This window comes from Peribacillus sp. FSL H8-0477 (assembly GCF_038002765.1).
GTDB lineage: Bacteria > Bacillota > Bacilli > Bacillales > DSM-1321 > Peribacillus.
The window spans coordinates 1,883,926-1,906,011 of sequence record NZ_JBBODE010000002.1 but is presented as its reverse complement, the minus strand read 5'-3'; the positions used below and the strand labels follow the sequence as shown (position 1 = coordinate 1,906,011).

21 protein-coding genes and 1 pseudogene are annotated in these 22,086 nt (G+C 38.3%); 3 read left to right on the top strand and 19 right to left on the bottom strand.

Going from position 1 to position 22,086, the window contains the following annotated elements; genetic code table 11:
- Positions 1-4: 4 nt before the first annotated feature.
- Genes menB through MHI18_RS20975 form a run of 3 tightly spaced genes read right to left on the bottom strand, consistent with a single transcriptional unit; the run spans position 5 to position 2,393 of the window.
- Complete coding sequence (menB, locus tag MHI18_RS20985; RefSeq protein WP_340850249.1) at positions 5-805, bottom strand: 1,4-dihydroxy-2-naphthoyl-CoA synthase; 801 nt, start codon at positions 803-805, stop codon at positions 5-7.
- A 16-nt stretch (positions 806-821) separates the two neighbouring features.
- Positions 822-1,226, bottom strand: a complete 405-nt coding sequence (locus tag MHI18_RS20980) for a hypothetical protein (protein WP_340850248.1) — start codon at positions 1,224-1,226, stop codon at positions 822-824.
- 15 nt (positions 1,227-1,241) lie between these two features.
- Positions 1,242-2,393: an acyl-CoA dehydrogenase family protein gene (locus tag MHI18_RS20975; protein ID WP_340850247.1), complete on the bottom strand. Its 1,152-nt coding sequence runs from the start codon at positions 2,391-2,393 to the stop codon at positions 1,242-1,244.
- A 323-nt stretch (positions 2,394-2,716) separates the two neighbouring features.
- On the opposite strand from MHI18_RS20975, the gene MHI18_RS20970 reads away from it, so the two are divergent.
- A complete protein-coding gene (locus MHI18_RS20970; RefSeq protein WP_340850246.1) occupies positions 2,717-3,217 on the top strand; it encodes a DUF3267 domain-containing protein in 501 nt (166 codons plus the stop codon).
- A gap of 114 nt (positions 3,218-3,331) precedes the next feature.
- Here MHI18_RS20970 and MHI18_RS20965 read toward each other — a convergent pair whose 3' ends face one another.
- The 3 genes from MHI18_RS20965 to MHI18_RS20955 form a co-directional block, all read right to left on the bottom strand.
- Positions 3,332-4,645 carry a sigma-54 interaction domain-containing protein gene (locus MHI18_RS20965; RefSeq protein ID WP_340850245.1) on the bottom strand — a complete coding sequence of 438 codons (1,314 nt, stop codon included), beginning with the start codon at positions 4,643-4,645 and terminating at the stop codon, positions 3,332-3,334.
- Positions 4,646-4,657: 12 nt separating this feature from the next.
- Positions 4,658-5,080, bottom strand: coding sequence for a hypothetical protein (locus tag MHI18_RS20960; RefSeq protein ID WP_340850244.1), 423 nt, complete (start codon positions 5,078-5,080; stop codon positions 4,658-4,660).
- A gap of 181 nt (positions 5,081-5,261) precedes the next feature.
- Positions 5,262-5,402 (bottom strand): hypothetical protein, encoded by a 141-nt coding sequence (locus MHI18_RS20955; protein ID WP_169732066.1) that lies wholly within the window; start codon positions 5,400-5,402, stop codon positions 5,262-5,264.
- A gap of 213 nt (positions 5,403-5,615) precedes the next feature.
- Here MHI18_RS20955 and guaC point away from each other — a divergent pair, with 213 nt between their 5' ends.
- Positions 5,616-6,599 (top strand): GMP reductase, encoded by a 984-nt coding sequence (gene guaC, locus MHI18_RS20950; protein ID WP_340850243.1) that lies wholly within the window; start codon positions 5,616-5,618, stop codon positions 6,597-6,599.
- An 88-nt stretch (positions 6,600-6,687) separates the two neighbouring features.
- On the opposite strand, the gene MHI18_RS20945 is transcribed toward guaC, so the two are convergent.
- The 3 genes and pseudogenes from MHI18_RS20945 to MHI18_RS20935 form a co-directional block, all read right to left on the bottom strand.
- A complete protein-coding gene (locus tag MHI18_RS20945) occupies positions 6,688-7,920 on the bottom strand; it encodes a Zn-dependent hydrolase (RefSeq protein ID WP_340850242.1) in 1,233 nt (410 codons plus the stop codon).
- Between the two features lie 636 nt (positions 7,921-8,556).
- Positions 8,557-9,663, bottom strand: a pseudogene (locus tag MHI18_RS20940) (tyrosine-type recombinase/integrase).
- A 425-nt stretch (positions 9,664-10,088) separates the two neighbouring features.
- Complete coding sequence (locus MHI18_RS20935; protein ID WP_340850241.1) at positions 10,089-10,658, bottom strand: hypothetical protein; 570 nt, start codon at positions 10,656-10,658, stop codon at positions 10,089-10,091.
- 982 nt (positions 10,659-11,640) lie between these two features.
- Here MHI18_RS20935 and MHI18_RS22180 point away from each other — a divergent pair.
- A complete protein-coding gene (locus MHI18_RS22180; protein WP_445670050.1) occupies positions 11,641-11,769 on the top strand; it encodes an IS3 family transposase in 129 nt (42 codons plus the stop codon).
- A gap of 47 nt (positions 11,770-11,816) precedes the next feature.
- Here the strand turns inward: MHI18_RS22180 and MHI18_RS20930 are convergent, their stop codons facing one another.
- From MHI18_RS20930 to MHI18_RS20885, 10 genes are all read right to left on the bottom strand, one after another.
- Positions 11,817-12,995 (bottom strand): thiolase family protein, encoded by a 1,179-nt coding sequence (locus MHI18_RS20930; RefSeq protein WP_340850240.1) that lies wholly within the window; start codon positions 12,993-12,995, stop codon positions 11,817-11,819.
- A gap of 28 nt (positions 12,996-13,023) precedes the next feature.
- Positions 13,024-13,788, bottom strand: coding sequence for a 3-oxoacyl-ACP reductase FabG (gene fabG / locus MHI18_RS20925; RefSeq protein ID WP_340850239.1), 765 nt, complete (start codon positions 13,786-13,788; stop codon positions 13,024-13,026).
- A 20-nt stretch (positions 13,789-13,808) separates the two neighbouring features.
- The gene (locus MHI18_RS20920; RefSeq protein WP_340850238.1) at positions 13,809-14,984 is read right to left on the bottom strand and encodes an acyl-CoA dehydrogenase family protein; all 1,176 of its coding nucleotides are present in this window, start codon (positions 14,982-14,984) and stop codon (positions 13,809-13,811) included.
- A 37-nt stretch (positions 14,985-15,021) separates the two neighbouring features.
- A complete protein-coding gene (locus MHI18_RS20915) occupies positions 15,022-15,795 on the bottom strand; it encodes an SDR family oxidoreductase (protein ID WP_340850347.1) in 774 nt (257 codons plus the stop codon).
- 18 nt (positions 15,796-15,813) lie between these two features.
- Positions 15,814-17,406, bottom strand: a complete 1,593-nt coding sequence (locus MHI18_RS20910) for a long-chain-fatty-acid--CoA ligase (RefSeq protein ID WP_340850237.1) — start codon at positions 17,404-17,406, stop codon at positions 15,814-15,816.
- Between the two features lie 72 nt (positions 17,407-17,478).
- Positions 17,479-18,654 (bottom strand): ABC transporter substrate-binding protein, encoded by a 1,176-nt coding sequence (locus tag MHI18_RS20905; protein WP_340850236.1) that lies wholly within the window; start codon positions 18,652-18,654, stop codon positions 17,479-17,481.
- 30 nt (positions 18,655-18,684) lie between these two features.
- Positions 18,685-19,392, bottom strand: coding sequence for an ABC transporter ATP-binding protein (locus MHI18_RS20900; protein WP_340850235.1), 708 nt, complete (start codon positions 19,390-19,392; stop codon positions 18,685-18,687).
- A complete protein-coding gene (locus MHI18_RS20895; protein ID WP_340850234.1) occupies positions 19,385-20,149 on the bottom strand; it encodes an ABC transporter ATP-binding protein in 765 nt (254 codons plus the stop codon). Before MHI18_RS20895 ends, MHI18_RS20900 begins: the two co-directional genes overlap by 8 nt.
- 2 nt (positions 20,150-20,151) lie before the next feature.
- Complete coding sequence (locus tag MHI18_RS20890) at positions 20,152-21,138, bottom strand: branched-chain amino acid ABC transporter permease (protein WP_340850233.1); 987 nt, start codon at positions 21,136-21,138, stop codon at positions 20,152-20,154.
- Position 21,139: 1 nt separating this feature from the next.
- A complete protein-coding gene (locus MHI18_RS20885) occupies positions 21,140-22,003 on the bottom strand; it encodes a branched-chain amino acid ABC transporter permease (RefSeq protein ID WP_340850232.1) in 864 nt (287 codons plus the stop codon).
- Between the last annotated feature and the right edge of the window lie 83 nt (positions 22,004-22,086).

Below are 22,086 nucleotides of genomic sequence, written 5' to 3'. Positions count from 1 at the left end.
CTGATTACCTTCTGAATTTTTTAAAATCCACTGGTCTCTTTTCAAGAAATGCATTCTTTCCTTCTTCCGATTCTTCCGTATTATAAAACATGGTAAGACTGCTCATTGATAATTGAGAGATTCCTTGAATGTTTGCACTATCCGCATTAAACGAGTATTTGAGCATTTTAAGTGCCGTTGGGCTTTTTTGAAGGATTTTCTCTGCCCATTCTTCTGCTGCTTGCTGCAGTTGGTCAGCAGGCACAATTTTGTTCACTAGTCCCATTTCCTTTGATTCCTGTGCTGAGTATTGTTCACACAAATACCAGATTTCTCTAGCTTTCTTCTCCCCAACAATACGAGCTAAATAAGCAGAACCAAACCCTGCATCATAGCTCCCTACTTTAGGGCCGCTCTGACCAAATTTTGCATCCTCTGAAGCAATCGTTAAGTCACAAATCACATGAAGAACATGGCCGCCTCCAATAGCAAACCCATTAACAGCAGCAATGACAGGCTTTGGTATATTGCGAATTGTTTGATGAAGTGTCTCCACCTCGAGACCGATTCCTCCTCCTAACCCTCCGGAATAATCATACCCTCCTTCTTCTCCTTTTTCTTTTTGATCACCTCCCACACAAAAAGCTTTTTCTCCTGCACCTGTTAAGATAACGACACCAATCCTGTTATCATCCCAAGCATCGCGGAAAGACCAGATCAATTCTTGTATCGTTCTCGCTCGGAATGCGTTGTAGACTTTCGGCCGATTTATTGTAATCTTTGCTAGTCCATTCGTCTTTTCATATAAAATATCAGTTAATTCCATACAATTACCTCCATCTTCATACAAGTTTAAGAACGATTTGACCCTTAATTACATCCTTACCATCTTCATTCATACAGGTAACTTTTTCAGTAATCCATCTGCGTTGTACATTCATATCAATGATTTCAACTTCCGCTGTTATCGTGTTGTTAATATAAACAGGGTGAATAAAGACTAGCTCCTTTTGCATAAGTACATATGGTCTTCCCGCCAGTTCAATCCCGATAACCTCTGATATTAATCCCTCACTTAAGATAGCTGGAACCATTAGCCGCCGTTCCTTCTCAAGTACTGTTTCTTGTTCATAAAAGACTTGTATATTTCTTGTGAAAAAACGCCAATTCTTAACATCTTCTAGGGTAAATGTTCTTTTCATTCTCGCAATTTGACCAATAAAATAGCGATCTTTTCCTTTTTTCATCTCCATCGGTCCCAATTAATAAGAACGAAATTCTTTCCCTATGATATCTTTAGCAATCACCATTTGATTGGCTTGTGCGGTTCCATCACCTATTTCTAAGCCAATTACATCTCGCAATCGCTGTTCAAGCGGCATCTCCTTGGTATAAGCATAGTGTCCATTCAGCAATAAACATTCGTGAATCGCTTCTTGGCTGTATTTTGGTCCTAACCACTTAACTAATGCCGACTCCTTTGAATGCTTCAGACCTTGGTCACGAAGCCAAAGCCCCCGATATGCCTGCCACTTCACCATTTCTAACTGAGCAAAATGGGTAACAATGGGGAACGAGACACCTTGGTAAGTAGCAAGCGGTTTTCCAAAAGAGTGTCTATTCTTCACATGTTCTATTGTTTCATCGAGACTTTGAGTAGCTGCCCCTACACACTGCAAACCAATTAATAAACGGCTGAGATCGAAGCCATTCATGACTTGAGCAAACCCTTTATTCTCCAAACCGATTAAATTCTCCTCAGGAACTTCTACGTCATTTAAATAAATAGAACCCCTGCTTATTGGAATATTGCCTAAATCTTCATACCCTCTCGTTTCAACACCCGGCAGGTTTGCCGGTACGATGAAAGCACTTATCCCGCGATTACCCAAATCTGGATTTGTTTTAGCAAAGATGATGAATGCATCACCTGACGTCGCCACGCTTATTCCAGATTTCTCTCCATTAAGAATGTAAACATTTCCTTTATGTACAGCAGTCGTTTTAATCCCCCCAGCATCAGTACCCGCTGATGGTTCCGTAATGGCAATTCCCACGATCTTTTCACCAGAAGATATCATGGGCAGCCATTCTCTCTTCTGATCTTCACTTCCATGATTCGTAATGATTTCTCCAATTAAGGCATTCAGCATGACGGCGTAGGTTAGATTGAAATCTCCTTTGCTAATTTCCTCAGCAGCAATCCCAGTTGTAACGCAGTCGGCACTGCTTCCTCCATATTCAACAGGAATCCGAAGACCATTTACACCCAACTCGCCAAGCTTCTTCCACAAATGCTTCGGGGTGATCCCTTCACGATCCCACTTTGTATAATTAGGAAGTAGTTCTTGTTTCGCAAAGTCCTTGAGCATTTTGCGAAAATGTTCTTGTTCTTCTGAGAATGAAAAATCCATTATCATCACTCCTCCTTTGCCTATACTGTTTGCAAGTATCATGCCAACCAAATACAGTGACGGAAACCAGTTCAACAAGCTCTATTCATTCGCATAAATAAGAGTTATCGCAATTTTGCGACACATTTATGCGAAAATTCAGATAAATATAAAAAATATACATCAACTATGCATGTTTATCGTTTGTTAATTGGTATTATATGTTAAAATAAACACACATATTTTCTAGCATTTTTATTCATTGTTTTATGATAAGGAAATGGTTTATAAGAGGGAGAGGAACGCCTATTATACATTGGTTTCGCCACTTACCGCCGAAACGCATGGATTGGTCAGATTGGACTCCGTTTATTCAGAATGATTGGTACCGTAAACATTATATGAAGTTTGTTTACCTACTTCAGATCATCATTTTTCTGATTCCGTTTTTCTTTGAAACAAGTTTTACTCATATGACTATTTTTTATCTCACCCTAATTGGTATCTTTGTCTTTGTTATCCACGAATGTCTACACATTATTGTTATAAACAAAAAAGGGGATATCAGCTTAACAGTTAGCGGGACATTTTTTTGGCTTTCTACGAATGCAATCCTATCAAAAACGAGATTTTGGCTTTTTATGAGTTTGCCCATTATCGTGTTATCGATTGTTCCAGCCATATTGTCGTTCTATGTATCAGGCAATTTAAAAGCCATTCTATTATTTGTATGTTGGATAAATGCAGTAATGTCTTCCTCAGATATCTATAATTCCTTTTTAATTGCTAGTAAACCGAAGAAGACCGTTTTTTGCAGAGGCTATTATCTAGTAAATAAAAGCTAATAGAATAAGCGAAAGAATCAGATCAATAAAGGAACGGTCTGAATCTTTCGCTTATATACCGGTTGGAGAATCTCATAGATGTATTCTAGGGGAAAAGACCCCTACTATACATTACTAATCTTTTAAATTGTACTTTGATATTTTCCTGTAAAGACTGGCAATATGTATGTTTAATAGTTGAGCGGCCTGTGTACGATCTCCTTTTGTCGCCGTTAATGCACGTCTAATCGCCTTAATTTCAGCATTCCTCACTTCTTCATCTAAAGGTTTTAGAGAAATGGACTGTTCTTCAGCTGAAATGGTAGAATTTTTTTGAATAGTTAACGAGTCTAAGGTAAGTGTATCGCCTTCAACAATGTTCATCCCTCTTTCAATATAAGCCTTTAATTCCCGTACATTCCCCGGCCATTCATATTCCAGCAGCCACTCCTGGAGCATAAACTCGATATACTTTACTTCTCTCCCTAACTTATCATTAAACAAATCAATGAACGAATAAGCTAATGGAAGGATATCCTCTTTTCTTTGTCTCAGGGAGGGGATTTTCAAATCAAAGACGAACAATCGATAAAATAAATCTTGACGGAATTTCCCTTCATGAACCAGCCCTTTTAGGTCTCGGTTTGTTGCTGTAATTATTCGAATATCAACACTTTTACTATCCGTTCCTCCTAGGCGTTCGATCTCTCTTTCTTGTAAAACGCGCAGAAGCTTTCCTTGAGCAGGATACGGCAGTTCTGATATTTCATCCAGAAAAAGAGTACCATTCTGGGCTAATTCAATTTTGCCGGGCTTCCCCTCCTTTTTCGCTCCACTAAATGCTCCTCCTTCATAGCCGAATAGCTCCGATTCAAATAATTCTGCCGGTATGGCTGCACAATTTACAGCTATAAATGAGTTGTTTTTCCTGCTGCTTAATCCATGAATTGCCTGAGCAAATAATTCTTTTCCGGTGCCGCTTTCTCCTGTTAAAAGAACAGTAGAATTACTGGTTGCTATTCGAGCTGCCAGTTCTTTAACTTGGTCAATCGTTTGACTAACACCTATAATTTCTTCAAAACTGTATAGTTTCTTGGGCAAGGATCTTTTTTTCATTTTAGTTGGACCTATAGAATTCATAAATGAGATCATTTCAGAAACATCGATATCATCCTCACGAACGATCACACGGTACACATAATGATGATTACTTTCTATGATTCTAACTAAACAAGCGTAGCCAAAAACAATTCCAAAAAAGACCTTCTTGCGATCATACCAATCTACCTTTTGGACCATTTCTTTTATTGAAACTCCCACCCAATCGCTTTCGTTAATCGTAAAATGAGCACAAAAGTCTGGGCAAGCACTCACCAGCTTGTCATTTTTATCGGTTTCAATGAAACCCCATTCACTGTTACTTTTCCCTAAATAAAGTGCTTTCTTCATTTTAATCACCTATCAGTTCTGATTGGTTAAAATAACGACGACAACCTGCCCTTTAATTACTTCACTACCATTTTGATTAAAACAGGCAACTTTTTGTGTAACCCAATTTCTTTCCATATTAATATCAATAATCTCTAATTCAGCCGTAATGATGTCTCCAACATAAACAGGCAAATAAAAAATTAATTCCTTTTGAAGCAGTACACATGCAACTCCCGGAAGTTTCTCACTAATTACTTGATTAATTAACCCTTCTGCCAGTAAACCAGGCACAATCGGTTGATGATAATGATGCTTCCAGATATCATCCTCTACATTGTAGACGGGGCTATTATCTCTTGTTAGTTTTTCACAGACCTTTACCTCCTCATCCGTAAATATTCGCTGCATCCTAGCGATTTTCCCAATAAATAAGTCCTCTATTGTATAACTCATGATAAACCTACTTTCTGCAGTAAAAATTTTCAGAAGGAATTTTCTAAAAAAAAGGAGCTATACTGTCCTTCTTACTAATTCGGATATCTTTCGATAAATACCTCCTGCATACAGCAAAATAGTTAGTATGTCTGATACCTAAAAAAAGAGAACTGATGATAATCATCAGTTCTCTAGTAATTTACTCTTTATGCTTCCCACCAATATTATGCTCGTCTTTATTCTTTTCTGAAAGTCGTTTTTGAAAGGCTTTTGTTTCTGCATTCACATGGTTTGCATCACTTGGTTGATTTTTCTTAGACCCGCCTGCATCATTACTCATTCATACTCACCTCCTGACCAACGTTTCGTACGTTCGTAGCATACTCTTGACCTAGAATTTTATACATATAGGTCATATATGATCACGAAAGACCAAGCGATTCGTTTAACGAATTTAAAAACTTTGACAAAATAATAAATATGGGGTAAATTACAGTTAGACGAACATTTTCGTCTAACTTAACTTTAATATTCGTATTTAGGGGTGTAAAGCATGGAAAATGTGTTTGATTACGAAGATATACAATTAGTTCCTGCAAAGTGTGTAGTAAACAGTCGTTCTGAGTGTGATACTACGGTAACGTTAGGAAAACATACATTTAAATTACCTGTCGTTCCAGCTAATATGCAAACGATTATTGATGAAAAAATAGCCACGTACTTAGCTGAAAATGGTTATTTCTATATAATGCATCGTTTTGAACCAGAAAAACGCATTTCTTTCATTAAAGATATGCAATCACGGGATTTACTTGCATCAATCAGTGTAGGTGTCAAAGAAGAGGAATACGCATTTATCCAACAATTAGCCGATGAAAAATTAGTACCTGAATATATCACGATTGATATTGCCCATGGTCATTCGAACGCAGTCATTGAGATGATTAAATACATAAAAAAACTAATTCCTGAAAGTTTTGTCATTGCTGGCAACGTCGGAACGCCTGAAGCAGTCCGAGAATTAGAACATGCTGGTGCCGATGCAACGAAAGTAGGGATTGGACCTGGTAAAGTATGTATCACGAAAATCAAAACCGGCTTTGGTACAGGCGGCTGGCAATTAGCTGCTCTTCGCTGGTGCGGAAAAGCAGCAAGTAAGCCCATTATTGCTGACGGAGGCATTCGTACACATGGGGATGTAGCTAAATCCATTCGCTTTGGTGCATCAATGGTCATGATTGGTTCATTATTTGCCGGACATGAAGAATCACCAGGTGAAACCATTGAAAAAGAGGGAAAACGATATAAAGAGTACTTCGGCTCAGCCTCAGAATTCCAAAAAGGTGAAAAGAAAAATGTCGAAGGTAAAAAAGTGTATGTCGAGCACAAGGGTTCATTAGTGGATACCCTGAATGAAATGGAACAAGATCTTCAATCTTCTATTTCTTATGCTGGAGGAACAAAATTAGAAGCTATTCGTACAGTCGATTATGTTATTGTAAAGAATTCAATTTTCAATGGTGATAAAGTTTATTAAACGAGTGATCATTCAAAAAGATGAGCAGACTGTCTGCTCATCTTTTTTGTCTTCAAAACCTGCTGTATTCCAGCAGGTTCAAAAATTGTTAGGTTGATAGGATGGTTAGTACGGTTTCTAAAATGACATTTACGCCTTTTTCACAATCTTCCCATTCGGTACATTCACTCTCAACATGACTTTTTCCGTTAATGCTTGGAACAAATACCATAGCTGTTGGAAGATAGCTGGCCATGAATTGGGCGTCATGTCCCGCTCCGCTGACCATTCTTTTATAAGAATAGCCTAATGACTCCGTAGATTGTTGGATTAGATCACAAATATTCTCATCAAACCAAACCGTATCCCGCTTCCATAATTTTGTTGTCTTAATTTCACAGCCTTCTTTTACACTAGAGCTGGTAAATCCGTGAATAATTTCTTCCACCTGCTTAATAACCTCTGGCTCTTTATGTCGAGATTCTATTGAAAAAATCACTTTATTCGGAATCACCGTGTGTATATTCGGAAATACATTTACCCGGCCAATCGTATAGACCAAATCTTGATCTAAAGCACTTAATGCTTGCCTCGCCTTCATAATGATGTTATTCGTTGTAAAAAAAGCATCCTTTCTCATTTCCATTGGGGTGGTTCCGGCATGGTCAGACTCACCTGTAACTTCTATCTCATAACAAACCATTCCTAGTACACATTCAACCACACCAATACTTAAAGATTCTGTTTCAAGAATGGGTCCTTGTTCAATATGTAATTCTAAAAATGCCTCAGCCTCATCCAGTCGTGACTCGATGTTTCCTGAGTAACCAATCGACTGTAAAGCATCACCGAATTTAATTCCGTCACTATCTATTTTATTAAACATGGTAGTCTTATCAAATTTTCCTGACAATATTCCGGATGACATCATGGAAGGCTCAAATCGTGCTCCCTCTTCATTTGTAAAATTAACAATCATAATGGGAATTCGTGGTTCAATTCCATTCTCTACTAATGTTCGTACCACTTCTAATCCGGCCGCTACGCCTAAAACCCCATCAAATCGCCCTCCTTTTTTCACACTGTCTAAATGTGAACCCATAACAATCGGAGGTCTTTTTTCCAATCCTTCTAAAACAGCATATATATTCCCTAAATCATCTATCGTTACATTCATTCCTAATTCCTTACAACATGAACAAAAGTAATCTCTGGCTAATCGATCTTCCTCTGTTAAAGATAAGCGTGTGACTCCATTGTTTTCCGTGCGGCCAAAATTCGCAAATTTTTCAAGATTCTCTTTTAACCTCGTACCATTAATTATTACCTTTTGTTTTTTCATAGGTCACAACTCCTTTTGTCTGAATTTTTAGTCTATAATGATTTTATTATATCGATTTTGACTAGCTTATTCACTAGACAAATCGTTACTTATTTATAAGATTGTCTATACCTTTTGTCCAAAAAGTATGGATGATCAGATGTATCGAATCTTATAAGTAAGCTTGTAGATTGAGGATTAAAAATACTTGAAGGCAATCGCAGGCTTACGATACGAAGTAATAAAGATTTTCCAGAAAATGATCCATTTACCTTTACAGCAGTCGAATTCATGCAGCCTTTTTCAGAAATGGTTTTAGAAATTCTAGCGATTGAAACAGGATATATCCGTGGGATTGGCCGCCTGATATGTTTGATGTCCATTCTAAAATCGATCTTTTGGCAGCTTGTAACAAGGGGTTAGAAACGAAACACTTGAGCTGTGGGAGCAAATTCGATGGTAGAGAGTGATCCTTTCTTCGACAAGGTTGGGGTCGCTTGTTCGAGACCAGTCGGAACCATCATTAGATATAAGTCACAAGCCTTGATATAATAAGGATTAGCCGTTTTTTCAATTACTAAATTTTGAAACGGTTAAAATGCATTGGGCTAAATGGCGACGGATTTGGCGACCTGTTTGCGACAGGTACATTATTCGTCATCCAAATAGAGTCTTATTCAACTTCTCTGTCGCTTCTTTTTGCATATTAGGTAATACATGCGAATAGATGTCTAATGTCATGCTTTCTCTACTATGACCTAACCGTTCCGCAACAATCTTTGGATGTATCCTTTCTATCAAAAGTGAAGTAGCATGTGTATGTCTTAAATCATGAAACCTAATAATAGGTACATTCGCTTTTTGAATGAATCCTTTAAATGTCCTTGTTAAGTTGCTAGGAGTTAACACGGTTGCAAAACACGTACAGACTACTAAATCATTATCATTATAGTCTGTTCCAGCTTTTAGCTTTTCTTTTGCAATTGCAGTCTTATGTTTTTACAGCGTATTGTTGGTTTCAGATAACAACCTAATTGGACGAATACTAGAAGAGGTTTTAGCCCCTGATAAAAACTCTTTTCCATCAAGACTTAAAGTTTGTCTGGTATGAATCGTTCCTCGTTCTAAATCAACATCTTTCCATCTTAAAGCTAACAGTCCCCCTTGTCTCACTCCAGTTGTAAGGGCTAAGTGAAATGCAATATAATATCTACTTTCCTTTGCTGCGTTTAGAAATAATTTTACTTCTTCAGTATTCCATACCTTCAACTCATTTCTAACAACTTTCGGTAATTCAACCATTGACACTATATTCTTAGATATTAACTCATGAATAAAAGCCTTCTGAATAGTATTTTTTAAGATGTTATAAATCTTTTTAATAGTTGCATTGGACAACCCTTTATCAACTAATAAATTGATTAAGTTTTGGATAATAAGTGTATTTAGCTTAGATAAAGGATACTTTCCTAAATACGGAACTATATGAAACCGTATATTGGATTCATAATTTTTAGCAGTCTGTTTCCCTATTTGACTTTTCTTTGTCTGAAACCATTCGTGTAAATACTCTTCAAAAAGCATTGTAGATGGTTCAAAATACGTTCCACTATATACAGTAGTAATTAACACAACTAATGCTTTTTCTACTTCTCGGTTGGTTTTAAATCCCCTTTTCTTCTTTCTCTTTCGCTTATTAGTAATTGGATCAGTTTTAATCGTAACCTCGTATAACCAATTACTACCGATGCCCTCTAAAGCCATGAGTATTCTTTATATGTAACTAAAATGTATTTCAATAAAACGGAGTTGTCAATTCAAATGTCGAAGTTCTCTGACCGTTTATTAGACAATGGCATAAAAAAAAGGACACTATAACGAGGTTTAAATCCCCGTTTAATATCCTTTCTTAATATATGGAGGCGAGATTTGAATCCGCGTCCAGAAACTCCAACACTTAAGCTTCTACGCATGTATCTTGCCTATTTAAAGTTTCGCGTAGCATTATGCCGACAAGCGGGCGTCTTGTACACTAAATTGGAAATCTCTTGCAGACATCCATAATTTATTTAAATTATTTTATTATTAGGGTGTAATACATCATACATGAACTTGGTTATAAACCGAATTAACCACATTATACCATTTACATATAAAATAAAAAGAGAATTTTAAAATTCGATTCTGCATTACTTTGATAATTCTTTAATTTCCTCTTCCATATCTATAATCTTATAATTTAATAAATCATTCCTTGTAGATTCTTCAGTAATATGTAAATTTACGAACTCCATTGCTTCATTAAATCCCTTAGTCTGTAGGTCTGATAAAGAAGTCTCATCTATTTTATTTAATTCTTTCAAAGCGAATTCTTTTACATCTAGCGTTTCATCATCATCAAAAGCAATCGCAAGAAGAGACTTTTGTAATAATTCCTCATATATATTATCTATATAATACATTTTATAACTTTTAACAGTTTCTTTTTGAATATGATTTTTTTCATCCTCTAACTTTTCAAGATCCGAGTTTAAAACTACTCTTTCTTCTTTTAATATCCCTATATCTTCCTTTAATGAATCACTTTCAGTTTCTAGTTCATTTATTTCTTCAAATAATTCTGTATTTTCTATTACTGGTCGAATATCTCTATTATATACATGGATAGCTAGAACAAGCCCCCCTACTGTTAGTAATAAAGAAATTACAGAAATTATTTCCTGGCTAAATTTCCAAATCTTCAATTTAATCTCACTCACTTTTTAACATTTTAATTATTCTATTCTATGTTCACTTCATTATTCAAGCTACATAAAAATCATTAAAGAACATTCATATAGAAAAATTCATTATTTTTTGTTCCTATTTTGTACAAGAAATTTTATTAGAATCTATCAAAGCACATATTTCATCAATATCTTTAGTCGCACAGTTCTTTCCAAAATAAATTACTGAAGGAGGTACAGGTATCATGAGAGATGATCCAATCCCGTTTGAGTTATTAAAATCAAAATCAATAACCCTCCATTCTCTCTCATAACTCAAACTTTCATGCTTCATGAAAGCAAGAAAAATAAATTATATGGATTGGATTTATTATCATCATTTACTATGCTTTTTAATAGATTTGTAATGTTTTATCGTTTTTTCTCATAACCCACTGGATACAACATATTTGAGAAGTTGTCATTTACATTGAGTTCGGTGAAATCATATTCAATACATATACCTCTATGTTTATCAGCGTTATTTCCCCAAAGTGGCATATTGGATGGAACTTCTGAAAAACAAGTTACTTTCAATTTTTTTCTAAATACCTCTAAGGTTTCACCTATTGAACTTATAATATAATCAATCGGATTTCCTGTTTTAAGTTGAGCATTTTAGTTTGAATAAACATTCTCAATTCCAAATCATTATAAAATATAGCATTACAATCATATGGATCATTTAAATATGTTGCTTTTGTTAACCATAAATTATTTTCATTTATTGCTTGGATTCTCTGATTTCTTATTCTATCACTAATAGGTTGGTACTTGTAAAGTTTTTTAGGAATATGTTGATTCTTATAGCAGTGACTAGCTTCTCTATCCTCAAAGAATAATTATAGGTACTCTTCAAACCATACATGCATGTAATCCACTACTTTCCTATGTAATTATTGTAGGTTAATCTAACACAATTAGAATCTTTAAATGATCGCTTATTTAATTCCTTATTTAATTCAACTAAGATTCTATATTCATCATTCATTGCAATACTAACATTACGTTTTACAATTATTACAATAACAGGTGTATCAAACAGAAATTAGCTGGCATGAGTCCGGTTCAATACCGTCTGCACACCAGCCAGTCAGCTGCATAATAGTAAGCTCTAACTTTAAGGGGTCACAATAATTCGGATATTCTTTCCTAAAACGCATCCTTTTCTCTTTCAATAATCGCAGCAATCCCTTGCCCTCCACCGATACATGCCGTAATAAGTGCATATCTGCCGTTTATCCTTGCCAGTTCATATATTGCTTTGGTTAAGAGAATTGCTCCTGTAGCTCCCAGTGGATGTCCATGAGCGATTGCACCACCATTTACATTCACTTTTTCTAAATTCATATTTAACTCGCGGTCACAAGCAATAACTTGTGCGGCGAATGCTTCATTTATTTCGATAATATCCATATCTTCTAATGAGAGTCCAGACTTCTCCATCACTTTCCGTGTAGCTGGTACAGGACCTATTCCCATAATTGCCGGATCCACACCCGCAACTGCATGCGCTTTAATCACCGCTAGGGGCTTAATACCTAACTCTTCAGCCTTCTCTCTTGACATCACTATAAGCGCTGCTGCTGCATCATTTAAGCCTGAACTATTCCCTGCCGTTACTGTTCCTGCTTCTAGAAATGCAGGAGGAAGTTTAGCCAAGACTTCGTTTGTCGAATCTGGACGTGGATGTTCATCCTGCTTAAAAACGACCGGATTTCCTTTCCGTACAGGAATATTTATTGGGACAATCTGCTCAATAAACCGGCCATCATCTATCGCCTTTTTCATTTTTTGTTGACTGTTTGCAGCAAATACATCTTGTTCTTCCCTGCTTATCTTATATTTTTTCGCTAAATTTTCTGCTGTTATCCCCATCGGTGGATCACCTATCTCTACAGGGGAAAGCTGTGATTTCCTGATTCTTGGGGGCACAGTACTGTAAGGCTTTTCTGGACGGTCCATCAAGTATGGGGCACGACTCATACTTTCAATGCCTCCAGCAACATAAACATCTCCATCTCCAGCCTGAATCGCTTGTGCAGCCAACATAACCGCATTAATACCCGAGCCGCATTGACGATCGATGGTCAAACCAGGCAATTCGATAGATAGACCTGTTTGAAGGGCGGTTAATCGAGCTATATTTCCCCCGCCGCTTAAAACATTACCTAAAATAACATCCTCCACCAACGTCGGTGAGATCTTTACCCTTTTCATGGCCTCTTTAATTACTTCAGCCCCAAAAACATGCGGAGGCACGGATGCAAGTGTACCCCCTTGTTTACCAATTGCCGTTCGTACAGCAGAAACAATTACAGCCTCTCTCATGTTTTCATCTGCTCCTTTAGTAATCTAGTTAATTTCTAGGACCCCCGGCAACGTATAAAATCTGTCCACTGACAAAAGAAGATCGCTCATCTGCAAAAAAAGCAACAGCATTCGCGATGTCTTCCGGTTTTCCGCTTCTTGCTGTTGGAATTTTACTAACATTCGCTTTTATCAGCTCATCAAAGGTTAGACCGATTCTTTCAGCAGTGGCTTTTGTCATATCCGTTTCTATAAATCCAGGTGCGACAGAATTTACGGTTATCCCAAATTTACCAAGTTCAATCGAGAGGGTTTTCGTAAAACCCTGTAACCCTGCTTTCGCGGTGGAATAATTAGCCTGTCCTCTGTTCCCCAACGCAGATGTGGAAGAAATATTAATAATGCGTCCATAATGATTTTTCACCATATATTTTTGTGCGGAGCGCGATGCAAAAAACGCACCTTTCAAATGAACGTCCATTACCATCATCCAGTCTTCATCCGTCATTTTAAAGAACATGTTATCTCTAATTACACCCGCATTATTTACAAGAATGTCGATGGTTCCAAACCGATCAGCCGCCTCTTGCATGGCTGTCTCGATTTCACCGCGATCGGTAACACTCGCGATTTTCGCAAAAACAGGATAGCCTTTTTCTGACAACTCTTCCTCAGTTTGATTTAACGCTTCTTCGTTTATATCAATAATGGCGACATTGGCTCCTTCTTTTGCAAACTCTTCGACAATCTGTTTCCCAATACCACGACTTCCTCCTGTTACAAAAGCAGTTCTGCCCCCGAATCTTCCTGCCATTCTATCAACCTCCTTCATATTTACATATACTGACCGATTTTCACATGCCCTTTTAATAGGTTTCTAGAAATAATCATCCGCTGAATTTCATCCGTTCCATCATAAATTCTCCACAATCTCGCTTCACGGTACCATCTTTCAATCGGCAATTCCTTTGTATACCCCATACCTCCATGTATTTGGAGCACACGATCAACAACCCGATTCCCCATATTTGCGCCATATAATTTCGCCATCGCTGCCAGATGACGGTTATCCTCACCTTGATCAAGTGTAAATGCAGCATTAAGTACGAGCCATTTAGCCGCTTCAATTTCAACAGCCGAATCAGCAATCTGCCATTGAATTGCCTGCCTGTCTGCAATCGGACGGCCAAAGGTAACCCGTTCCTTTGAATAATCAATGGCCATTTGCAGTAAACGCTCAGCTGTTCCGACTGCGCGTGCCCCAACAACCCACCTAGCAAAACCAATCCACTCTAAACCAAGTTTATAGCCGCCATTAATTTCTCCTAAAATGTTTTCTTCAGGCACACGAACGTTATCAAATACTAAGCCCGCAGGTCCCCATTCACCCATTGTATGGATATATTCAGACTTCCATCCCATTTCTCTATCCACAATAAAGCAGGTCACACCTTCTCTGCCTGTCGCTTCATGCGCTTCTTTATCGGTAATCGCGATAACCATGACAAAATCCGCTTCATTTCCTCCCGTTATAAATGTTTTTTCCCCATTCAGCACCCATTCCTCACCATCTTTAACTGCTGTCATTTTAATATTTTGTGTATCTGAACCAGCAGCAGGCTCTGTCATCGCAAAGCATGACTTCTTTTCTCCATTAATAGTTGGAATCAAATACTTTTTCTTTTGTTCTTCATTACCATAATAGAGAATATTGTCAGCTGAACCTCCAAACGTGAATGGAACAAAGGTCTTTGATACTTCCATTAAGACGATGGCTAACATCATTTGACCAAGGTTTGCACCGCCATATTCTTCCGCCGTATTAATTCCCCAAAAACCAAATAGCTTTGCTTTCAGCTGCAGCTCTTTTAATTTACCCGCTGAAATACTTGGGCGGCCTTCTCTCTCATTCTTTAACACTTCATTTTCAAGCGGAATCAATTCGTTCTCAACAAATTTCCGGATCGTTTTACGCACCATCGTTTGTTCTTCTGTTAAACGTAAATGCATGCCATTCACTCCTATCCTATTTTTCGTTCTATGATTCTTACAATGTGCTTCCTCCATCAACCACAATAATTTGACCTGTTATATAATCACTAGCATGACTAGCGAGAAGAAGAGCTGTTCCTTTTAATGAATTAGGATCTCCCAGTTTTTTCAGCGGGTTACGATTAATGATTTCCCGTTGATGCCTATCCAGCACATGCTTCGTCATCTTGGTTTCAAAAAAACCTGGGGCTATCGCATTCACATAGATTCCATGTTCGGCCCATTTCTTAGCTAAATCTCTCGTAAAATGATGAACAGCTGCTTTACTTGTGCTGTACCCTATTGCGTTTAGCACATCTCCTGGCTCTGCCTTAATACCAGCTACTGAACCAATATTAATGATTTTCCCATAACCGCGTTCAAGCATATGTATCCCCACGGCTCTAGACATCATAAATGTACCTGTGACGTTTACATTCATTACTTTGTTCCAAGCTTCAATTGGCATCCTTTCTACCGTTTCTCCCCAAGTTGCTCCGCTATTATTGACAAGAATATCAATCTGACCAAAATCTTGGATCACTCGTTTTACCGTTTCACTTATGTCCTCCTCACTTGTAACATTACAGAGGTAAGCTTTGGCCTGGATTCCATATTTGACTTTTAGGTATTCTGCCGTTTCAACACAATTCTCCACTTTCCGTGAACAAACAGCTATATTCGCTCCATATTCTGCAAGTGCTTCGGCGATAATCTTACCAATCCCGCTTCCTCCACCTGTAATCAACGCGGTTTGCCCGCTTAAGTTAAAAATAGATTGAGTCATTATTCCCTCCAAATAAGACCATTATTTTTCCTTCTCCATTTCCTGTTTCACTAGTAATCTTTTTAATAATTTCCCCACCGTATTTCTGGGCAATTCACTTCTTATTTCGAATTCCTTAGGCACTTTATAAGGTGTTAGTTTGGAATAGCAATACCCTTTAATTTCATCCAGATCTATCTCTACATTCTCATTAGGGACAATAAACGCTTTAGCTGCTTCCCCAGCTTCTAGACTTGGAATACCAACGACAGCGGCTTCTTGTATATCCGGGTGTTCATAAAGAACACTTTCTATTTCCTGTGGATAAATATTAAATCCGCTAATAATAATCATTTCTTTTTTACGGCCGACAATATAAAAATATCCCTCCTGATCCATCAAGGCCAAGTCACCGGTATATAACCATCCATTCCGTAGCGCTAGGTCTGTTTCGTCTTGGTTATTCCAGTACCCTTTCATAATTTGGGGACCTGAAATCAGCAGTTCTCCCACACATTGCACGCCTAAGGGCTGATGGTTTTCATCTATGATTAAACAGTCAGTGCCCGGCATGGGAATCCCAATACTTCCAACTTTTCGTTTTCCTATAGGCGGATTACGATGGGTGCTTGGAGAGGCTTCCGAAAGTCCATAGCCTTCACCAATTCGTGTATTCGTTAGTGCCTCGAATTTCTTCATGATTTCAAGAGGAAGCGGGGCAGAACCTGAAGAACACATCTTCAAACAACTTAAGTCATATGTTTCAATTCCTGGATACGTACTGAACGCGGCATACATTTTAGGCACACCTGGAAAAAATGTCGGACGATACAGCTGTATGGAATCAAGAATTACCGGGAGATCGAATTTTCTAAATAGTAATATCGTAGCTCCCATATAAATCCCCAAATTCATTGCACTTGTCATAGCATAGACATGGTACAACGGAGTAGCAGCTAAAACTGTCTCCTTACCAGGTATCATGGATCCGCCATACATGTGAAAACTCTGCACCACATTGGATAGTAGATTAAAATGAGTGAGCATAGCACCTTTCATTTTTCCAGTCGTTCCTCCTGTATATTGAATAACAGCGACATCATCATGCGGATCGACAACCTCACAGCTTTCAAGAGGAATCCCTGATTTAATTAGAGATGGGATGGAATTAACATCCTGAGGAGAGATAGGCATGCATTCCTTAAAGGTGTAAATATGTTTGGCCTCGCTTACTACCTTTTCGGCTATGTCATCAAAAACTATATAATCTATTTTCGAATCGTTGCTAATTTGCAAGAACTCCCTAAGGGTATACATAGGGTTTATTTGGACGACAATCATTCCCAGTGCTTGAGCTGCATAATAACAAATAATATAAGCCGGATGGTTTGCCAGCATTAACCCTATCCGATCCCCCTGTTTAACCTTCATCTTTCTCCAGTTTCCGGCTAGGCAATCAACCTGACTTTTTAGTTCGTGATACGTTATTACTTCTTTTTCATAAATAATTGCCGGTCGTGCAGGATAACGTTCTGCTGAAGTTTGTAGAAGGCTGTATACGGATTGCTCTGGAAATTCAATAGGTTCTAGCCCTTTGTACCACTGTTGCCAAGGCCGTTTGTCTGTGTTTTGCAATCTCACACCTCCCATTTATCAGCATGACCTCAGGAATCAAGTTACCGAGGCCATGCTTCAGTACTCAATTTCTTAACGAATAGGTACAATTTTCCCATCTTCAACTGCACCTGTGACAATGGTAATATCGAATCCTCCATCTTCATCGATTGAATTAATATCATAGATTTTTTGGTCATTCCCTAAATTTTTCACGCCATCTTCCATATGTTCACGGATTGCCTTGACGTCGTCCACGCTTTTAGCTGCTTTCATTGATTCAACGAAAGCATACATGCCTAGATAATTTAATCCCACTTCAGAACTTGCATCTTCCTTATACAGTTTTTTATATTTTTCAGCAAAAGCAGGTATCGCTTCTTGGTCTGAATCTATGAGCGGTAAAACACCTATGGAACCTTCCAACGCTTCATAGGAACCCGTAATCGGCATCATCTGATCCAATTTCGCTTGATCCATGATAATGAAACCGCCTTTAAATCCTAATTCGCGTGCTTGCTTCGCAACTTTGGCTGTTGGTTCTGAGGCACCGCCAATGAATAATACATCCGGTTTCTCTTTTAAAGCATTCGTGACAATAGTAAAGAAGTCTGTTTCTTTAGCGAAATCGATGGAAGAATTATAAACAACTTCTCCTCCCTTTTTTTCCCATTCCGGAAGTAAAGCCTCCGTCCAATCCTTTCCGTATTGAGAAGCTGTCGGAAGCGCGGCAATTTTCTTTCCGAAGCGCTCCATTTCATACGTAATAAATGGTTCAATATATCCTTCGTAATTAGGCGGAAAACGAACCGTCAAGGCATTCCCACTGGCAGTAACCGCCGGTTCACTCGTATACGCACCAATGATAAAATTATCTTGTTCATTAAAAACCTGCAACGCCATAATGCCGCCGCTATGAGGTGAAAAAATGATTGGAGTTTTATGTTCTTGAATTAACCGTTTCGCATTCGCTCCCGTTTCATTAGGCAGATATTTATCATCTAAAGCAACGAGGTTAAGGGTATACTTTTTCCCATCGACCTCAAAACCCCCGCCATCATTGATTTCGTTTATCGCCATTTCGACACCGTTCAATGTTCTTTTTCCATAAAGTGCGGCTGCCCCGCTTAAGGGTCCACTATAGCCAATGTTTACCACATTAGCCTCTTTGTCTTTTTCTCCTCCACCGGATGATGTGTTCTCGCTCTTGTTACATCCGACCAAGGCTGTTACGACAAGCAGCATACATACAAGGAATAGTTTTTTCATATAAATCCCCCATTCTTTTTTTAATTCCGCTTATGCACCAATATAGGCTTTCCGTACTTCATCATTGGCCAATAATTCATTTGCGGTTCCTTGGACGACGATTTCCCCATTTTCAAAGACATATCCTTTATCTGCAATGCTAAGTGCAGCATTAGCATTCTGTTCAGCAAGTAAGACGGTAATTCCCTCACGATTAATCTCTTCGATGACCTGAAACATTTGTTCTACAATTAAAGGCGCCAATCCCACTGAAGGCTCATCGAGCAACAATAACTTAGGTTTTGACATAAGTGCTCTTCCAATGGCCAGCATCTGCTGTTGTCCTCCGCTTAAACTCCCTGCATCATGGTGAAGTTTTTCTTTTAAAATAGGGAATAATTCATATACGTTTTCTAATGAATGTTTGATTTCCGCCTTTTTCTTTCTATGGATGTATGCTCCCATCCGTAAGTTTTCTTGAACAGTCATCTGCGGAAATAGTTTTCGTCCCTCGGCACATTGTACAATTCCTGCTTGAACATTTTTATCTGGAGCTCTGCCGTTTATTGCATTGTTTCGAAAATAAATCTCGCCATTATCAAGCTTATTGATCCCGCTGATAGCGCGGAAAGTTGTGCTTTTACCTGCTCCATTTGCCCCTAATAAAACAACAATTTCGCCTTCAGACACTTCGATGTTTACATGTTTAATTGCCGTAAAGCTTCCATAATTGACCGACACATCAATCAACTTAAGCACTGGCACTCCCTCCTAAATAAGCTTTAATGACTTCATCATTGCTGCTGATTTCCTTGGGGGTACCCTCAGCAATTTTTTCCCCATAATTGAGGACCATGATATGATCGGCCAAATTCATGATCATACTCATTTTGTGTTCAATTAAACAGATGGTAAGCCCCCTTTGATTGAGCTGTTTAATCAAGTTAATTAACCCTTGTGTTTCATCAGAGTTAATTCCCGCAGCCGGTTCATCCAGGAAGATAATCTCTGGATCGGTAGCGAGGGCAAGGGCAATTGCTGTTCGCTTCTTTTCCTCCTGTGAAATACTTGCAACTATTTTGTCCGCAGCATGGGTCAATCCCACGATTTCAAGGACCTCCACTGCCTTATCCCGGCAAGCCTTTTCTTCGCGCTTTAATCGTTTGGTACGAAAAATAGCATCAAATAAATTCGATTTAGTTCGCAATCGATGACCGACAATTACATTGTCCAAAACGGTGGATTGTTCAAAGAGACTCGTCGTTTGAAAGGTTCTAGAAATTCCTAAACCAGCAATTTTATTTGCAGGAAGTTTGGTAATATCCGTTCCTTTAAAAAGCACGGTTCCAGAACTAGGGCGATGAAAACCGCTGATTAAATTGAAAAAAGTTGATTTTCCCGCTCCATTTGGTCCGATGATGGCATTAATCTTTCCTTTTTCAATATGAAAATCAACATTATTAACCGCGGCTAACCCGCCGAATTTTTTGGTCAAGTTCTTTGTTTCAATAAACAAATTCAGCCCTCCTTTACCTTTATTGGCTTTAACACATTCCCTGTTTGATTTCGTCGTTTCCTTTTCCAATCAAAGAATGAACCGGATATTCCTCGCGGGTAAAAAATAATAATTAACGTTAGAATCGGCCCAAAAATTAACATGCGGTATTCTTGAAGAAATTGTAGGTTTTGTGAAAGGATGACGAGCATGAGTGTTCCCACTAAAGGACCTGATAAGGTTCCAATTCCACCAACGAGAAGATACATTAACAGATCAAACATAATCGCTGTAGATCCAATATCCGGCCCTATAAAGCGAACGAATGAAGCATATAATGCTCCGGCTAACCCGGCGAAAAAAGTAGAAAGGACAAATGCGGTTAGTTTATTTTTCATGGTTGAAATACCAATGGTTTGAGCTAGTTCCTCACTATTGCGAATAGCTAAGAAGGTTCTTCCTGTAAGTGAGTGAACGATTCGGTAAATGACGAATATAACTACCACCAAAAAGGTAAGGACAAGGTAATATTGGCTTTCAGCTGTTTCAAAGGTTATCGGTCCAATATTGCCCGGAGCATTAATACCGATCAATCCTCTAACACCACCCGTTAACCCATCCCATTTATCTATCACTAGATAGATGATATAGCCGACACATAAGGTGTATATGGCAAAAAAATGTTCCTTTGTCCGTAATGCAATAATCCCAATCAATAGTCCAACCCCCGAGGTGATTAGACAAGCCAAAACGAGTGCCAGCCAAAAGTTCATTTCTGCTTTGACCGTCAAAAGCCCAAGTGAATAAGCACCAATCGCGAAAAAACCAGCATGAGCAAGAGAGAGATATCCGGTATACCCTGCCAGTAAATTTATCCCGTAAACAGCAATTGCCCAAATAAACGAGAGTGTTAACATATGCGTATAATAGTCATTTTGGAAAATCAATGGAAATAAGATAGCGATTACGATGAGAGCAACCATGAACGTACGATTATTCATGATCTTCATGCTACCTCTCCCCCTTTGCAAAAAGACCTGTTGGTTTCACCGTTAAAATAATCACTAACAAAAGGAAGGCAATGATGTCTTTATAATCGTTAGAAATATAAGTTGCGCCAAGACTTTCACTGAATCCAAGGATGTATCCTCCTACAATCGCACCTGGTATACTCCCCATCCCACCCAGAATGATTATGACAAATGCTTTTAATATGACCAGGTGCCCCATACCAGGAAAGACGAGATTAATTGGGGAAGCAAGAGAAGCAGCAATCGCAGCTAATCCTCCTGAAATCATAAACGTCAGCATTGCCACCTTATTGATATTAATCCCTACAAGTGAAGCACCCTCACGACTTTGGGACATGGCAATAATAGAAGCTCCAGTAAATGTTTTTTTAAGAAATACATACAGAAGAATCATGACAACGATGGCAGAAACAATAATTAATAAACGCTGCATAGTAAATGTCAGACCCATAATCGTTACAACTTGGCCGTAGGGAGAAGTCATTGTTTGAAAATCAGCACCCCAAACGAATTGTGCAAATGCTTCAAGAAAAAGCAGAATTCCGATGGCAGCAATTTTATCGTGCAAAGGCGGTGCTTCTCTTAATAAACGGAACACGAACCGTTCTAATAACACACCAATTATGCCTACAACAAGTACCGAAACGAACATCGCAATCCAATAATTAAATCCGTAGGCTGTCATCATCGTTAACGTAATATAGCCGCCCATCATATAAAGGGCTCCATGAGCAAAGTTCGGAATATGCAGGATGCCGTAAACGAGCGTCAACCCAAGAGCAACTAAACTGTAAACGCTTCCAATTGTTAAACTGTTAAACAGCTGTTGAAGTAAAATCTCCATTCTTCCCCTCCTTTTTACTAACGATTTTTTATGTATGTTTATTATCCTAGACGTGTTAGTAACGCCTCCTCCCTCGCATGATT

What these genes read in the sequence shown, in the direction of transcription:
- menB (WP_340850249.1), bottom strand. Translation starts at nt 805, where the DNA reads ATGGAATTAACTGATATTTTATATGAAAAGACGAATGGACTAGCAAAG.
- MHI18_RS20980 (WP_340850248.1), bottom strand. Translation starts at nt 1,226, where the DNA reads ATGAAAAAAGGAAAAGATCGCTATTTTATTGGTCAAATTGCGAGAATG.
- MHI18_RS20975 (WP_340850247.1), bottom strand. Translation starts at nt 2,393, where the DNA reads ATGGATTTTTCATTCTCAGAAGAACAAGAACATTTTCGCAAAATGCTC.
- MHI18_RS20970 (WP_340850246.1), top strand. Translation starts at nt 2,717, where the DNA reads ATGGATTGGTCAGATTGGACTCCGTTTATTCAGAATGATTGGTACCGT.
- MHI18_RS20965 (WP_340850245.1), bottom strand. Translation starts at nt 4,645, where the DNA reads ATGAAGAAAGCACTTTATTTAGGGAAAAGTAACAGTGAATGGGGTTTC.
- MHI18_RS20960 (WP_340850244.1), bottom strand. Translation starts at nt 5,080, where the DNA reads ATGAGTTATACAATAGAGGACTTATTTATTGGGAAAATCGCTAGGATG.
- MHI18_RS20955 (WP_169732066.1), bottom strand. Translation starts at nt 5,402, where the DNA reads ATGAGTAATGATGCAGGCGGGTCTAAGAAAAATCAACCAAGTGATGCA.
- guaC (WP_340850243.1), top strand. Translation starts at nt 5,616, where the DNA reads ATGGAAAATGTGTTTGATTACGAAGATATACAATTAGTTCCTGCAAAG.
- MHI18_RS20945 (WP_340850242.1), bottom strand. Translation starts at nt 7,920, where the DNA reads ATGAAAAAACAAAAGGTAATAATTAATGGTACGAGGTTAAAAGAGAAT.
- MHI18_RS20930 (WP_340850240.1), bottom strand. Translation starts at nt 12,995, where the DNA reads ATGAGAGAGGCTGTAATTGTTTCTGCTGTACGAACGGCAATTGGTAAA.
- fabG (WP_340850239.1), bottom strand. Translation starts at nt 13,788, where the DNA reads ATGGCAGGAAGATTCGGGGGCAGAACTGCTTTTGTAACAGGAGGAAGT.
- MHI18_RS20920 (WP_340850238.1), bottom strand. Translation starts at nt 14,984, where the DNA reads ATGCATTTACGTTTAACAGAAGAACAAACGATGGTGCGTAAAACGATC.
- MHI18_RS20905 (WP_340850236.1), bottom strand. Translation starts at nt 18,654, where the DNA reads ATGAAAAAACTATTCCTTGTATGTATGCTGCTTGTCGTAACAGCCTTG.
- MHI18_RS20890 (WP_340850233.1), bottom strand. Translation starts at nt 21,138, where the DNA reads ATGAAGATCATGAATAATCGTACGTTCATGGTTGCTCTCATCGTAATC.
- MHI18_RS20885 (WP_340850232.1), bottom strand. Translation starts at nt 22,003, where the DNA reads ATGGAGATTTTACTTCAACAGCTGTTTAACAGTTTAACAATTGGAAGC.